This is a genomic window from Pseudoalteromonas sp. SG43-3 (assembly GCF_014164385.1).
In the GTDB taxonomy this organism is placed as follows: Bacteria; Pseudomonadota; Gammaproteobacteria; order Enterobacterales; family Alteromonadaceae; genus Pseudoalteromonas; species Pseudoalteromonas distincta.
Genome location: NZ_JACJFC010000017.1, coordinates 1 through 15512, shown reverse-complemented (window position 1 = coordinate 15512; position 15512 = coordinate 1). Strand labels below are relative to the sequence as shown.

Annotated in this window: 11 protein-coding genes; 7 read left to right on the top strand and 4 right to left on the bottom strand. The window is 39.9% G+C overall.

The window, feature by feature from the left end:
• Positions 1-272: 272 nt before the first annotated feature.
• Positions 273-1790 (top strand): sensor domain-containing diguanylate cyclase, encoded by a 1518-nt coding sequence (locus tag H5157_RS15130; protein WP_220496871.1) that lies wholly within the window; start codon positions 273-275, stop codon positions 1788-1790.
• On the opposite strand, the gene H5157_RS15125 is transcribed toward H5157_RS15130, so the two are convergent.
• Positions 1787-2311: a hypothetical protein gene (locus H5157_RS15125; RefSeq protein ID WP_182724999.1), complete on the bottom strand. Its 525-nt coding sequence runs from the start codon at positions 2309-2311 to the stop codon at positions 1787-1789. The two genes, H5157_RS15130 and H5157_RS15125, sit on opposite strands and share 4 nt — an antisense overlap.
• A gap of 149 nt (positions 2312-2460) precedes the next feature.
• On the opposite strand from H5157_RS15125, the gene H5157_RS15120 reads away from it, so the two are divergent.
• Positions 2461-6483: a rhombosortase-dependent M36 family metallopeptidase gene (locus H5157_RS15120; protein ID WP_182724998.1), complete on the top strand. Its 4023-nt coding sequence runs from the start codon at positions 2461-2463 to the stop codon at positions 6481-6483.
• Positions 6484-6746: 263 nt separating this feature from the next.
• Here the strand turns inward: H5157_RS15120 and H5157_RS15110 are convergent, their stop codons facing one another.
• A complete protein-coding gene (locus tag H5157_RS15110) occupies positions 6747-7622 on the bottom strand; it encodes a LysR family transcriptional regulator (protein ID WP_182724997.1) in 876 nt (291 codons plus the stop codon).
• 108 nt (positions 7623-7730) lie between these two features.
• Here H5157_RS15110 and H5157_RS15105 point away from each other — a divergent pair, with 108 nt between their 5' ends.
• Positions 7731-8402, top strand: coding sequence for a hypothetical protein (locus H5157_RS15105; RefSeq protein ID WP_182724996.1), 672 nt, complete (start codon positions 7731-7733; stop codon positions 8400-8402).
• A gap of 261 nt (positions 8403-8663) precedes the next feature.
• On the opposite strand, the gene H5157_RS15100 is transcribed toward H5157_RS15105, so the two are convergent.
• Positions 8664-10745 (bottom strand): TonB-dependent hemoglobin/transferrin/lactoferrin family receptor, encoded by a 2082-nt coding sequence (locus H5157_RS15100; RefSeq protein ID WP_182724995.1) that lies wholly within the window; start codon positions 10743-10745, stop codon positions 8664-8666.
• A 139-nt stretch (positions 10746-10884) separates the two neighbouring features.
• Here H5157_RS15100 and H5157_RS15095 point away from each other — a divergent pair, with 139 nt between their 5' ends.
• From H5157_RS15095 to H5157_RS15080, 4 genes are read left to right on the top strand one after another with little or no spacing between them, the layout of a single operon-like run.
• Complete coding sequence (locus tag H5157_RS15095) at positions 10885-11694, top strand: hemin ABC transporter substrate-binding protein (RefSeq protein WP_182724994.1); 810 nt, start codon at positions 10885-10887, stop codon at positions 11692-11694.
• Positions 11691-12743 carry an iron ABC transporter permease gene (locus H5157_RS15090; protein ID WP_182720233.1) on the top strand — a complete coding sequence of 351 codons (1053 nt, stop codon included), beginning with the start codon at positions 11691-11693 and terminating at the stop codon, positions 12741-12743. The genes H5157_RS15095 and H5157_RS15090 overlap by 4 nt, the downstream gene beginning before the upstream one ends.
• Positions 12740-13528, top strand: coding sequence for a heme ABC transporter ATP-binding protein (locus H5157_RS15085; RefSeq protein WP_182720232.1), 789 nt, complete (start codon positions 12740-12742; stop codon positions 13526-13528). The genes H5157_RS15090 and H5157_RS15085 overlap by 4 nt, the downstream gene beginning before the upstream one ends.
• Positions 13525-14244: a HugZ family protein gene (locus H5157_RS15080; RefSeq protein ID WP_182692940.1), complete on the top strand. Its 720-nt coding sequence runs from the start codon at positions 13525-13527 to the stop codon at positions 14242-14244. The genes H5157_RS15085 and H5157_RS15080 overlap by 4 nt, the downstream gene beginning before the upstream one ends.
• Before the next feature lie 66 nt (positions 14245-14310).
• Here H5157_RS15080 and H5157_RS15075 read toward each other — a convergent pair whose 3' ends face one another.
• On the bottom strand, positions 14311-15243 hold the full coding sequence (locus H5157_RS15075; protein WP_182720231.1) for a ChaN family lipoprotein: 933 nt from the start codon (positions 15241-15243) through the stop codon (positions 14311-14313).
• Between the last annotated feature and the right edge of the window lie 269 nt (positions 15244-15512).

Here is a 15512-nt window from a genome sequence, read left to right as displayed (position 1 = left end):
TTTTTGAGGTAACTGCAAAAGAAGGATTTTTTGCAGAGGAACCAATAACGTATTGTAAAAGTTAAAGAAAATTCATAATCTTGCAACTAGCGAAAAGTTATATTTAGTTATATTTTTTGTGGCTTTGTTAATATTAGATAATAAATTTTCAAGAGGGTATAATTGCGGGCTTTATATACAATTATAGGTTCGGGTACTGAATACCTGTACTTAGGATGGCATACGTTTGCGAAAAAAAATTATTAACGGCCTTAAATCTTCGATTTCTTATTTTGCTTTTAGCGATTACGGCTTCTATTAGTACTTTAGTAAGTAGCTTTTATTCTACCTACCAAGTACAAAAAGAGCAGTTAACAGCTTACACGCTAAAAAGTAACTATGCTTATGCCAATAAACTGGCATCCGCAACAGATAATTTTTTAGAATCCGCAATGCAACAACTGGCCTATTCAGCTAAAAAAATAGAGCAAAGAGTTGATGATGAAGATTTATTAAACCAAGAAGCGACCCGCTTACACTTACAAACGAATAGCTTTAACTCGGTTGTAATTAATAAGCATAGTGTTGTTGTCGCAACCTCTCCTAAATTTCCGCAACTTATTGGTGAATCAATCCACTCACCTGGCGCTGTACAAGCGCTACAAGAAAAAAGACCATTAATCAGCACGCCTTATATGTCGGCTGCTGGGAACTTTATTGTTTTTATTTCTCATCCTTTGTTTGATAAAAGTGGAGATTACCTTGGTTATATTGGTGGCTCTCTTTATCTAAAGGAGCGTAATATTTTAAATAGCTTATTAGAGCAGCATTATTATGAGGGTGGAACATATATTTATGTGGTCGACGCCAGTAGGCGAATTCTCTATCACCCAGATCAGGCACTAATAGGGACAGTCGTCACAAATAATTCCATCACTAATAATATGATTACAGGCCAAAGCGGTACTTCTATTGTTAAAAATAGCCAAGAGATAGAAATGCTAGCAGGCTTTTCCTCCGTGCCTAAAGCAAAATGGGTAATTGTCGCTCAGCGCCCTGTAAGAGCAACGCTTTCGTCACTTGATTTACTCATAACTGAAGTAATAAAACGTACATTACCGATGGCTGTTATTACGTTTCTTTTAATAGGTTTTTTTGCTCACTTAATTTCTAGACCTTTAAAACAACTAGCAGACAAAGCAAATACACTTGACGATCCAACAAGTATTGAAGAGCTAAAAAGTGTTAAATCTTGGTACTTTGAAAGCCAAAGACTAAAAATTGCAATGCTCAATGGAGTTAATACTTTGCAAATGCAGATAGGTCAGCTTCGTCATGATACGCAAACAGATCCCCTCACTGATACTCATAACCGTAGGAGTTTAAACGGTTTATTAAACCAATTGATGTTTAAGCAAACTCCATTTGCTATTTTAGAGATAGACATCGATTTCTTTAAGCGAGTTAACGATACCTTTGGCCATGATAAAGGAGATGAAGCTCTTAAATCGCTTACTGATATTATCAAAAAATTATCTCGAAAAGACGATATCGTAGCACGTATAGGTGGTGAAGAATTTGTACTTGTCTTGCCTAATGAAAACAGCCAAAGTGCGCTCAAAATAGCAGAGCGACTACGTAAAACTGTTGAGTCTACAAATATGGAAACTATCGGCTTTATAACAATTTCTATTGGGATTGCAACTTGGCCTGAGCACAGTAACGACATAGACCAAGTTTACAAGTGTGCTGACAAAGCACTTTACCATGCAAAAGAACATGGCCGTAATCAGTGCATTGTTGCTGATTAAAAGTGTGTTTCGATAGGTGAATAGTTAATTGCAATTTCTACATTGCTCACTGATCTATAGCTGTTTAGAGCACTAGACAATCCTGCAATATCAACATCCTTTTCAACAAGTAATGTGTAATTGTGAGCTGTTGACTTGACTAATTCATAATTATTTTTTAACTCATCAGGCACAGAATCGGTATTTAGTGTAATGGTAAGAGTACCTGTTACTACACCTTTTTGTTTTAAGTTCTGATTATAAATAACGTCGCCTTTAAATAACTGCTCAGAGTTAAAGATAAGTTTATCACCAGATGAATTTATGCTTTTAGATGCATTTTTAACAACACCTTGACTACTTTCTTTTTTAGGGAAAATAGTGTCACTTTTCTGGTTCTTAGATGGTTCTTTTATAATGATCTCTGCTGTTTTAGGTTGTACCTGAGAGTTGTTAACCTCTGTTTTTTCACTGTTATTACATGCAGATAGTAATAAAGCTGCGATTATTGGCACTGCACTTGTAAAAATTATTTTTTGCATTCGTTTACCTTTGTTTACTTTTCTTTAAATTTAAAGCTATTCAGCCTTATTCAAGTCTGTATATTAACAACTTAACTAGATGTTTACATAAAACAATCAATTTAAAAACATTAAGTATTTAAACATAATAAATACAAACAGGTGGATACATGTCTCAATTCAAATTAACAACTATTGCCATGGTTGTAACATCTACATTAGCAGCAGGTGAACTAACGGCCGCTGAACAAACTCGATTTTATGATGTAAGTGCAACAAATTCAGTTACTCAGGGCGCTTCTTTAGCTGCCGTTCAGCAGAAAACCTTAGCCGAACGCGCCACTGTGTCGGGTCAAAAATCTATTTACGATGCACAAATGGGTAAAGCAACATTTTTATGGCAAGCAATAGGTCAGCGTAAGCCTGACATGGCTTTAATCGCAGCTGATAACCGTAATCAATATGCTGCTGACTTTTATATTGAAACTTTAACAGGTATTAGTAATCGTAAAGCAACAGCATCTTCTGCTGTTATGGTTGATTTATCAGAGCAAAAACGCGGTTCTATTAGTGCAAAATACAAACAACAAGTAAACGGTGTTGAAGTTTTTAACCGCGAATACAACTTGTTAATGGATAAAGAGTACAACTTAGTAGCAAGCTCGGGTTATTTTGCTGATACGTCGTCATCTAAAAATAAACTTGCTGCGTTAACTGGTTTTGTAAGCTCTGAGCAAAGCATAAGAAAAGCATTTAGTGAATTAGCAAATATTGATGTCTCACTTCGTAAAATTGGTAACGAAGGTGGATATGCAAAATATGAGGCTAAATCATTAGATGATTCTAAGATTGTTTTAGGTACACCACGTGCAAAAGAAGTGTTTTTTGAAGTTGCAGGCGAGCTTAAATCAGCTTACTACATTGAAGTAGAAGTATCAGAAGTTAGCTCTTTAGAAAGTGACTACTTTAGCTACGTAGTAGATTCAAATAACAGCAAAGTATATTTTGCGAAAGATTTGAAATCTCATGCAGCTGACTTTAATTACCGTGTTTACGCAAACCAAGATGGCTACCCAATGGAAAGTCCGCACGGTGACGTAATTCCTGCAGATGGCCCAGGACAAGTAGACGAGACTGAGATTTTAGACGCGCCAATGGTATCTCTATCTTACTACAGCAAACTAAGCACAATGGACCCATGGTTAGCTGATGATGCAACGACAACTTCGGGTAATAACGTATTCGCATACGCCGATGTGGTTGCACCTCAAGACTTTAGTGAAGGTGACTTTACTGCTGAAACAACAGCAGACTTCACATTTGACTACCCTTATCAAGTAGATGAAGTCGCAAATAGCTACGCAAACCGTAAAGCGGCTATTGTTAACTTGTTTTACATGAATAACTTTTTACATGATTTTTTCTATGACCATGGCTTTGATGAAACGTCAAATGTAGCGCAGGTATCTAACTTTGGTCGTGGCGGCGTAGAAGGTGACCCGATTGAAGCACAGGCTCAAGATAACTCAGGTCGTAATAACGCAAATATGTCTACGCCAGCTGATGGTGCTAGTCCACGTATGCAAATGTACTTGTACAACAGTAAAGATGCCACTGTTGGTGTAGATTTTGGTATTACAGTAACTTCACATGATTCTTTAGGTCTTTTAGCTTCAACAAAAGAATCGGGCTTTGGTAAATACCAATTCAGTGACGTGGCTGCAGAAGTTGTTCGTTTAGATGATGGAAATACAGTAGATTCAACAAGTGTAAATGATGGTTGTGAGCCTGCTATAAATGCAGCTGAACTAGCAGGAAAAATTGCAATTGTAGACCGTGGTTCATGTGCTTTTACAGTTAAAGTAAAAAATGCACAAGATGCAGGCGCAATAGCAACTATCGTTGTTAATAATGACCCAGATACGGCAGAACCGTCACCAATGGGCGGTGAAGACGATACTGTAACCATTCCAAATATGGGTTTAAATTACGCTGATGGTCATGCAATGTATGACCTAATTGATGTTCGTGAAGTTGTTACTGTAAACATGTTTACAAAAGCAACATTAAAAGATGGTACGTTTGATAATGGTATTATTGCTCATGAATGGGGTCACTATATTAGTAACCGCTTAGTCGGTAATTCATCAGGCCTTATTAACTTCCAAGGCCGCGCAATGGGCGAAGGCTGGGGCGATTTCCACTCATTAATGTTTATCGCTAAAGAAAGCGATATAAATATTACAGGTAACGATAAGTTCCAAAAAGCATATGGTAGCGGCACATTTGTAGAAGACTTCTACTTCGGTATTCGTCGTCTTCCTTATTCAACTGATACAGATGTAAATGCATTGTCGTTCCGCCATATTACTGAAAATGCTGGCGCTGATATTGGTATTTCACCAACAAGCGTAGCCTCTCCTCATGCTGCCGGCGAAATTTGGGCAACTGTATTATGGGAAAACTACGTAGCGCTTATTAACGAGCATGGCTTTAATGAAGCACAAACTCGAATGGCTGATTACTTAGTTGCAGGTTACAAGTTAACACCTATAGCACCAACCTACACTGAAGCACGTGATGCTATTTTAGCTGCTGCCTATGCAGTAGACCCTGCTGATTACAAATTAATGGTAGGTGCATTTGCTAAACGTGGTATGGGTCTTGGCGCAGTATCGCCAGATCGTTTCAGTAATGACCTTACTGGTGTGGTTGAATCAGATAAAACACAGCTTTCTAGCTATGCATTTGCAAGTGCTGACTTAAACAACATGTACAATGGTACAGAGCTTGGTTTTTGTACTAACGACAATATTTTAGATAAAGGCGAAACGAGTACGGTTAGCGTAACAATTACTAACCGTGGTAGTGAAGTACTTAGTGGTACAACAGCACAACTGACTGTTATAAGCGATCATGATGTAACATTTGAAAATGATGGTTTACTTACTTTTGGTGAAGTTCAACCGTACGAAGCAATAACTAGTAACGATATTAAAGTTACTTTGAACGAAGCGGGTACAGCTGAAACACTAGAAATTGAAGTCACATTCCCTGAAATTGAAACGGACGATGATATCGTTGAAGCACTTGATCAAACACTTACGTTTGAAGTAAATATGGGCTTTAAGTCAGAAATGCCTGTTGGAGCTGTAGTTTCAGATGATATGGAAGTAGCAAGTTCATCACTATTAGATTTAAAAGAAAACGTAATGTTTGGCGGTGACTTAGCTGTTGGCACTCAGGTTATGGATAATAGTGGTAATATTGCCTTCTTTGAACAAGGTGGGTTTGAGCTAGGCACACAGGCAATGCGCCTTGTAAATAATGGCTTCCAATCAGATGTAGCAATAGAGAGTAAGCCATTCGAAGTTGGTTACTCAGGCGACTTTGAAATCTCATTTTGGCATTTCTATAGTATTGAGCAAAACTGGGATGGTGGTGTTGTAGAAGTTAGTGTTAATGGCGGTGACTGGGTTGATGCTACTGAAATTGGCGGCACATTTGATGTTGGCTATGACGCTGTTCTAATCGAAAATGATTCGCAAGAACTTCAAGAACGTGAAACTTTTACAGGTAATAACGTACAAGATAGTGGCGCGTATGGTAATTATGAAACTATCAACTTTGGTGATGCTCTAAACGGCAACTTAGTAAAAGTGCGCTTTAGAATCTCATCAGATGGCGCAGTTGATGATTTAGGTTGGTGGATTGATAACCTAACTATGTCTAACGTTTTATCTCCTGTATTTTCAGAGCTTGTAGCGGGTGATTCACTAGCATGTGATAACGCAGCCCCACTTGTTTTAGTCGAAAGTGCATCGGCGGAAATTACTGAATCTGCTACAGGAACAATTACAGCAACAGCTACAGATCGCAATGGTCAAACACTAACTTATGCTTGGACTCAGGTTAGCGGTAGTGCTGCTACGCTCACTGGTACTGACACTGAAACTTTAAGCTTTACACCTGCAGCTATTACTGCAGATGAAGAGCTTGTTTTTGAAGTTGCCGTAAGTGATGGTGTAACAACTGTGACTCAACAAAGTACTGTAATGGTAAAAAATGAAGCGGTAGCAACAGTGCCTGTAACTGAATCAAAATCTAGCGGTGGTGGTAGTTTTGGCTTTATAGCTTTATTACTTACTCCATTAGTATGGTTTAATAGACGCCGTAAAAACGTAAGTAAATAAGTTTAAATAACATCCCGTCATCTCTAAATACATGACGGTTTTAATGAAAGGCCAGTAGCGTTTGCATCTGGCCTTTTTTATGCACTTAGTTTGATTTTTTTAGTCCTGAGCACAGTAACGACATAGACCAAGTTTACAAATGTGCTGACAAAGCACTTTACCATGCAAAAGAACATGGCCGTAATCAGTGCATTGTTGCTGATATTAGCTAACCACTGCTTAGCTAAGTAATACTTTACATTGAACTTAAATTGATAAATTCTCTACAAAGAGTGCATGAGTTTATTAAGCCAGCCATCAGCTTTTGATGGTTTGTAAATCATTACTATGTCTTCGTTGTAGCGACTGTTAACCCCCTTTACAGTTAATTTTTTAAGCCCTAAATCATCAATCACGAAATTTGGTAAATATGCCAACGCCAAGCCACTTTGTATCACCTCTATTAATGCACTGTAATCGCTACATCTAAATACAATATTGCGCGGGGCTATTTCATCTTGCCAACCGTCGGAGCCAATACCTTGTTCAAGGCCGCACAGTGGTGAAAACAACGGGCATGCAAAAGACAACTGTAGTAATTGGTTTTTATTGAGTGTTAAAAAGCCTTTTTGTACTAGCTGATGTGAAGGAGACGCAGCTACACTAAACTCAGTATTAAATACGTCAACCGCCACTAAATTAGTATGTGAGCTGTTGTTTAATGCCTCGCGAGTAACTAGCGCAATATGCGCCGAACCTGATGCAACTTGGCTTATGGCTTCACCTTCAAATACATTATTAATACGCACCGAGCAAGGCAGGTTACTAAGGGGTGTAAGCAGCTTTTTAACGCCACTTTTGAGTAAAATGGCAGGGCCTGCAATAACCGCATTAAATTTATGATTATCGCTTTTAAAACGGCTAGTAAGCTGCTGGTAATTATGAACTAAATCGCTACTGTGCTTAACAAACTCTTTGCCTTTATCATTGAGTACTAAGGTTTTACCTACACGGTTAAACAGCTCCGTGGCTAAATTTGCCTCAACCTTTTTTAGCGTTTTAGACAGCGCACCTGGGGTAATATTAAAGTGCTTAGCGGTTGTATGCAGATTTTGCGAACCCGCCATATGAATTACTTTTTCAATGTCATCTAAATGCATAGCGCCAAACCGTATTAACTAAAAGGAAACAACTAATCACTTATTATCGATTATTTGTATATAAAAATCAGCTTATAGTGGCGCTATATATATTTTTTGAGCACTAACATGAAACACATACTGCTATTTTTTATTTTATTATCGAGTGCAGCGCACGCAAATACACCTCAACACAATTCACACATAACCCAAAGCTATAATGGCTTCCATGGTATGGCGCTTATTTTAGCCGGCGATAAAGTACTTGCCAGCCACATGCCTTTATACGCCCCTCCACACAACTACCAAATAGTGTATGAAGTAACTACAAGTGACACCCACTTAAAAACAATCAAAAATATTTTAAATAAAGCAGCAGACGAGCAAGAAAAGATCACTATTTTACCAACCAAATTTGACCTAAATTTATTAATAAATAAAAAGACACCCACCTTAAATGTAACTGTATTTAACGGCCATTGTGAACGCGGTGGCAACGCACTTTTTACTACAAAGCTAACCTTTAAAAACCCGCTATATGTTGAAAAAATAACGACTAATCAAGCACAAAAAAATGTGTTTGCATTAATAAAGCTAACAGAGCAGCAAGGTTTAGTAATTCATAAAATACAAAGCAAGCCAAGCTATGACTCGTTAAGCTTAGTACCGCTTACTATGAGTAAATATAACGGGAAATTGAAGTGTGATGCTTCGATAAGCACTGCGCTTAAAAGCAAACTAGAGGCATGTTTTAAAACCGTACCAAGCTATTTAGAAACAAAAGACTTTGCAGTTAATTAATTTATAAAACCAGTGATTTTGGCTTTAAATCGCTGGCTTATAAAGTGTTACTTTGTTTTTAGTAAATTTTAAGATTAAATTTTGAGATGACACCCACCGTTAATTTTGTACTTTAGCCATAATGAATTAGGTGGTGCACTTCCAATTAGAATCTAGGAATCAATAAATAAAAAATTAGGTTGGGTGTCATCATAAAAATAAACTCAACAAACGCTGCAGCTTCATGCAGCGTTTGTTGCTATTTAATTTTCTAGGAGCTAATTAAAACTCATAGCTTATTTTGGCTGAAAAGTTACGCCCAGGTTGGGTGTATTGGCTAAAATCAGCACCTTGTGATTGACCTGCAATCAACTCAAAAGGTACATATTCTTTATCGAGCAAGTTAAGTACACCTACATTTAGCTGCCACGCTTGCCATTCGTAGTTTGCGTATAAATCAACAACGCCGTAGCCATGTCCTTGCGTAGTTTTATTACCGTTTGTATCAAGTACTACATCCGATTGCGATTTAGCCAAACGCAACGCGGCGGTCCAGTTAATATTACCCTGTTCTGTACTTAACAATACTGAGCCATTTAACGGGCTAATGCTGGTAAGTGGCTGATCGGTTTCTTTATTTTCACCATCAACGTAAGCCACGTTTGCCTCTAGTAGTATATTTTCAGCTACATACATGGCAATTCCGGCTTCCACACCGCTTATTTGTGTTTCGCTAATATTTTGGTACTGATACAGCGTTTTGTTTACGCCAGGAATGTACGTTGGCTCAACACCCACTACGGCGGTTTCTATAAAGTCATCGTATGCTGCATAAAAAGCACTTAAATTTACACTAATATCGCTGCTGGCGTATCTTAGTCCAAGCTCAAACGAGTCACTGCTTTCTGGGTCTAAATCGGCGTTTGGTAATATTTGATAAAACGGCTCAACGCCGTGGCTTTGATAGGCTTGGTCGTGTGGTGGTATTTTAAAGCCTCGTACGTATTGCCCGTACCACGATAAGTTATCATCCACTTGGTATATAACACCTAGCTTAGGCGAGAAAGCAGATTCGGTAATATCATCAAGCTGCGCATCAGCGTAAAGCTCATCACTTTTAGCTTCTAGGATGTAGTAATCATATCGCACGCCTGCAATAACCGACCAGGCACTGTTTTTAAACGAAATACTGTCTTGTACATAAGCGCCAATTAAAGAGGTGTCAGCCCCCGGGAATGCTTTTTGTTTTTGGTCTGTAAAATCAACCGTGCCATCAGCTAAAACACGTGTTTTTAAACGTGGGCGAGTGGTGTCGTATAAGTCGATATCAACTCCGTATACCACTTCGTGATCGGTGGTTTCTCCTTTAAGCTCTTTATTAAATATCGCTTTTAAACCTAAAATATTTTGCTCAAAGCGATAGTCGTTATAATCGGTGTAGGTGCTTGCGCCACTAATTTGATCGCTTTGCTGCTCGTAACTACTATAAGACACTTGCCCATACCACTTATCGAACGCGGCTGTTGCTACCTCAGAATGGTAATCTAGCGCCAGTGACCAACTCGTGTCGTCTTCTTCGGTTTCTTGAATGGCGGGAGTTATTTCTTGCTCAATTGTTTGATTAAAGTAATCAAGGGTGTATTTAAGTGTGCGTTTTTCATCAAGCTGTTGCTCAAATTTAACTAATAAAGCATCCGACTTAGCATCATAACCGGGTAAGTTTTCGTCATAGTTTTGTACTTCTTCGCTGTCGCGGTGGCTATACACGGCGCTTACTGCAAAGTCGCCTAAGTCTTTTGCAGCAGTAATATCGGCGGCTACTTGATTACTTTGACCTTGATACCCAAGCGCCATTTTTACAAAGCTGCTGTTATTTTTTAAATAATCACTAGGATCTTTAGTGGTTATAACCACAATGCCACCAAGTGCATCAGAGCCATATAATGACGATGCAGCACCTTTGGCTACTTCTACTTGTTTTACACCTGCTACGTCAAAATAATTACGGCCAACTAAATAGCCCCCTCCACCTGCATAACCATCGTTGGTGCGTCGGCCATCTTTTATAAATACAACCCGGTTACCACCAACACCACGTACTGTAAGTGTTTGCGCGCCTGCGCCACTGCCTGTCGTTGCAATGCTTGGGTCGTACTTAAACATGGTTTGTAAATCTACAGCTAGCTGACGCTCTATGTCTTGCTCGGTAATAACAGTAACTGAGCCTGTAACATCTTTAAGCTTTTGCTCAAAGCGCGAGCCACTTACAACAATATGATCGTCAATTATGTTTTCGGCAATGGCAGTGCCCGAGCCGAGTAGTAAGGTTGCAATAGCAGTAAATCTAAACGCAGAGGGATTCATTTTAACTCCAAATGATAATAGTTATTATTTATGGCGGAGATGTTACAACTAAGTCAAATTAAGATCAATTAATTATGATAATCATTTTCATTTAGATTTAACTGGTTATAATAGCCAAAAAATAAAACCGGAGTGTGTAATGAAATACCTATTTATATTGTTTGCTTTAATGGCCCAATCTGCACTTGCACAAGAGCGCGTTATTAGCGCTGGCGGCACCCTTACTGAAATAATTTATGCGCTAGGCAAACAAAATACCCTTGTAGCTGTTGATCAATCTAGTATGTACCCACAGCAAGCTACGCAATTACCACAGGTGGGTTATTACCGTGAATTAGCGGCAGAAGGCGTACTTTCAATGCGTCCAACCACCTTGTTAGCGCTTGAAGGCGCAGGGCGAAGCCAAGCACTTAAGCAAATTGAGGCAACAGGGGTTAAGCTCATTCATTATAAAAAGCCGACCTCAGTTAACGAGCTACTTGAGCTAATAAAACGCTTAGGTGACGATTTAAACGCCAAGCAAAAAGCACAAACACTTATTACACACATTACAAAATCGTTACCTGAAAAAGCAAAAGCGCAAACACACAGCGCGCTATTTTTACTCTCAGCTAATGAGCGCGGGCTTGTTGCCGCCGGGCAAGAAACCGTCCCTAATTTATTATTTAGCTATGCAGGCATTACCAATATAGGCGCTACGCATTCAGGCTTTAAAGCAATAAATAGTGAAGTACTGGCTGTAAATCAGCCCGACTTTTTAGTAGCCCCAGCCCATGTTGTACAAAGCCTTGGCGGTAAGCAGGCTTTTTGTGAGCAACCTACACTACACTTATTAAAAGCGGCGCAAACCTGTAACTTACTTGTAATGGATAGCCTACTTTCGCTTGGCATGTCGCCGCGTATAGCCACAGCAATTAATGAGCTTAACGAGTACAAAGCCCACTTATGAACACCCTAACATTGAGCCGTTTTAACCCTGTAACACTTAGCCAAACCCATAAATGGATGCTATTAGCCTCTGTGTGTATTTTTTCTTTGGCGCTACTTAGCATAGGGTATGGGCCAGCAGGGTGGGATTGGCGTTTAGCCATTGCTTGGCTTGCACCCGAGCGCTTTAATCAGTTTGATGCGCTGCAAATAAATGTCGTAATGCAAATACGTTTGCCACGCTTTGTGCTTGCAGTGCTTGTAGGGTTGGTGCTTGCCCAAACAGGTGCGTCAACGCAAGCGCTGTGCCGCAACCCATTGGCCGATCCATCTATTATTGGCATTAGTGCGGGTGCGGCTATGGTTGCTGTGGCGTTTATAGCACTTAGCGCGCAGTTTAATTTTAACGCGCAGTTGTATTTACCTTATGCCTCTTTTTTAGGGGCGCTTGGTGTTACCTCGCTGGTATATTTTATTGCCAAGCAGCAAGGGCAAATTAATATCACCACACTTATATTAGTGGGGGTGGCTATTAACGCGTTAGCATTTGCGGTTATTGGGCTACTGAGCTTTTTTGCCGACGATAGCGCGCTACGATTAATAAATTACTGGACCATGGGCTCATTAGGCGGAGCAAGCTGGAGCACGATTATTCAAGCTGCGCCGTTACTGTTTATCAGCCTAATTGGCCTGTGGCGGTTAAAAGAGCCCATGAACTTACTCCTTATTGGCGAGTCACAAGCTCAGTACCTAGGGGTAGACACCAACAAGCTCAAACTATATGTAATTATACTTGTTGCACTAGGAGTAGGGGCGGTTGTGGCACTTACCGGCTTAATAGGGTTTGTTGGTTTAGTAGTCCCGCATATTGCCCGATTAATGGTGGGGCCGCATTTACGTAATATGCTGCCGCTTTGTATGCTAATTGGCGTAGTGGTATTGCTACTTTCTGACTGGCTAGCACGCATTGCCATAATGCCATCAGAGCTACCCATTGGAATTATTACTGCATTATTGGGTGCGCCATTGTTTATTTATTTAATAGTGAAAAATAAGCGAGGTTGGTCATGATCACGTTTAACAATCTAAGCGTTGGCTTTGATAATCACAGCGTTTTAAACGCTATTAATGGCAGCGCTAAACAAGGGCAACTTGTAGCACTACTTGGTGAAAATGGCGCAGGTAAATCTACCTTGCTGCATACCTTAGCAGGTATGCACTCCTTTACAGGCAGTGTACTTTTTAATGCTAAGCCGCTGGCCGCTCATGCTAAAAAACGCCTAGCCACACAGCGCGCAGTGATGATGCAAGCAAACCACATAGGGTTTGATTTTACTGTATTTGAGCTTATTGCAATGGGCCGCTACCCGTATGTAGAGTCATTAAAAATGCAAAGCGAAAAAGTAAATAAATACGCCGCTATTATGGATTTAAGCCATTATTTAACTCGCCGCGTAAGTGCGCTTTCGGGCGGGGAGCAACAACGCGTACATATGGCGCGTACTTTAGCGCAGCTAAACGCTTTTACACAATCGGCCGAGCCAAAACTAATGCTGCTCGACGAGCCTACATCAGCACTTGATATGCGCCATCAACATGCTTTGCTCAGCTGCGTTAAAGCATTTGTAGAGCAGGGTAACAGCGCCATTATTGCAATACACGATCTAAACTTGGCCAGCCTTTATGCAACCGATGCTATTTTACTGCACAACAAAAAAGTGCTGCAAAGTGGGCCTATAAACACCGTATTAACTGAACAAAACTTACAACAAATGTACGCCATGAAACTGCACGTAAACCCTCATCCTTATAACGATGCACCCATGGTTTTTTCTCAACGTCAGGAGTTTTTATGAGAGAGCAAGCGTTAAACGATGCACGCACATTGGTTTACAAAACCAATGCCGGTGTTATGTCGACCATTTCTAATAATTTACGCGGTTACCCGTTTGGCTCAGTAACCCCCTATATGTGCGACGAACAAGGCCGCGTTTACTTTTTTATTAGCGATATAGCCCAGCACACTAAAAATCTAAAGCACGACTCACGTATGAGCCTAACTGTGTTTGATGCCACCGACAGTGGCGATCAAAACGAGCACGGCCGCGTAACGCTTGTAGGCGATGGCTCTATTGTGCCAAGTGAGCAAGCACACACTTTACTTGATAACTATATTTCCCTATACCCCGAAGCCGCTAGCTATCGCAACGCGCACGACTTTCAATTATGGCAATTAGACGTAGTGCGAGTGCGTTACATTGGCGGCTTTGGCAAAATATTTTGGCTTGAACAAATCGAGTGGCAGGGCGAGGCAAAAAACTGGGATGAAAGCCAACAGCAAAGCATGATTAACCATATGAATGAAGATCACCAAGATGCTATGTCGCTCATATTAATGCAGCACTACGGCGTAGCCGATAACACCCCTATAATGAGCGGCCTATTACCCACTGGTTTTTATATACAAAGCCAAAAGCGTAATTACTTTATTAATTTTAAAACCCAGTGCAACAGCCCGTTAGAGGTACGTAAAGCGCTGGTTGAGCTAACCAACCAAGCCCGAAATAACTAAACTAAATACATGACGACATAGTTAACCTGCGCCCTGGTTAAGAGATTCACTAACTATGTCGTTATTTTATAAGCAAGCTGTTTGCTCGCCTCGCTTGCCTAACGCTTTAAAAGCGGCTTGCTGATGTTCTTTTTGTACATAACGGGTTGGCAAAGGGTTAACCTGCAACTGATACCCACTTTGATTAGCTTGCACATTCGTTACCGGCGATATCCACACAACATTTAGCTCTGGCGCTAAACGCTTAATAACGCGCGCTATACCTTCGCCATTTTTTACATGAAAATCGCCCGCTATATGCATTACTTGCGCATCTTTATGATTATTTAAATAGTTAACGATAGACTCCCCCATGGTTTCATCCCACGTAACTTGCGCTGCATAATAGTTTTCGTTTTGACTTGAAGTACCATGGTGCATTGATGCCATAAAGCGTTGTTTATAATCGCTTAGTGAAGTATCAATAGTACTCGCAATATAGCTTTGCTGAGTTTCATCAAGCTTATTTAGGTAACTTATGCCTTGCCTGCCAATACAGGTGACTATATTTTTAGGGGCATTTGCAGCGATTACATCGCTATTGTTCGTTTTTGCCAGCTCTACCAGCGCACGGTAATCACTTTTGTAGTTAGGCCACGCTTGGGTGTTGTCAATTAAGTATTGCTCACCAATTTCACCTTTAACATACTGGTTTAAAGTAAGCTGATCGGCGCGGCTAAATTGTTCAAGCGACAGGGCAGTGCGTTTATTACTTTTGCTTAATTGCTCAAATAACTCAGCCTGAAATAAATGCACACCCGGGTGCGTATGCCATTCACCCACTAAAACCACATCGACATTTAATAGCGTGGGCTCTAATAATACAGAGCTAACAGGCTTTGCTTGTGCATTGTAAAGTGCTGAGTAATATAATGATGAGCTTTTATCAGGCGGCACAGTTGTTGTGCTACAACCACTCAAACCCGTAACTAACGCCAGAGTTAAGATAGACTTTTTCACACACACCTTCAAAACCTTTTAATGCAAATAATTATCAATATCATATATTTATAAAACCTATTAAGCCAGCCAAAAACAGTAAAAAAATAAATAAGCAAAGAAGATCAAATAAGACATTGTAGAGTGCAATTGATAGGCAGTTATGAGCGATAAGCGGTCAGTCAGGTGAGTCGTCATTAACTTAGTCAGAATAAGAGGAAACGTTCCTCTTTTTTACATGTTTATATATGCCACAGAAAGAATAATATTTATAGCTACAAATAGTTTTC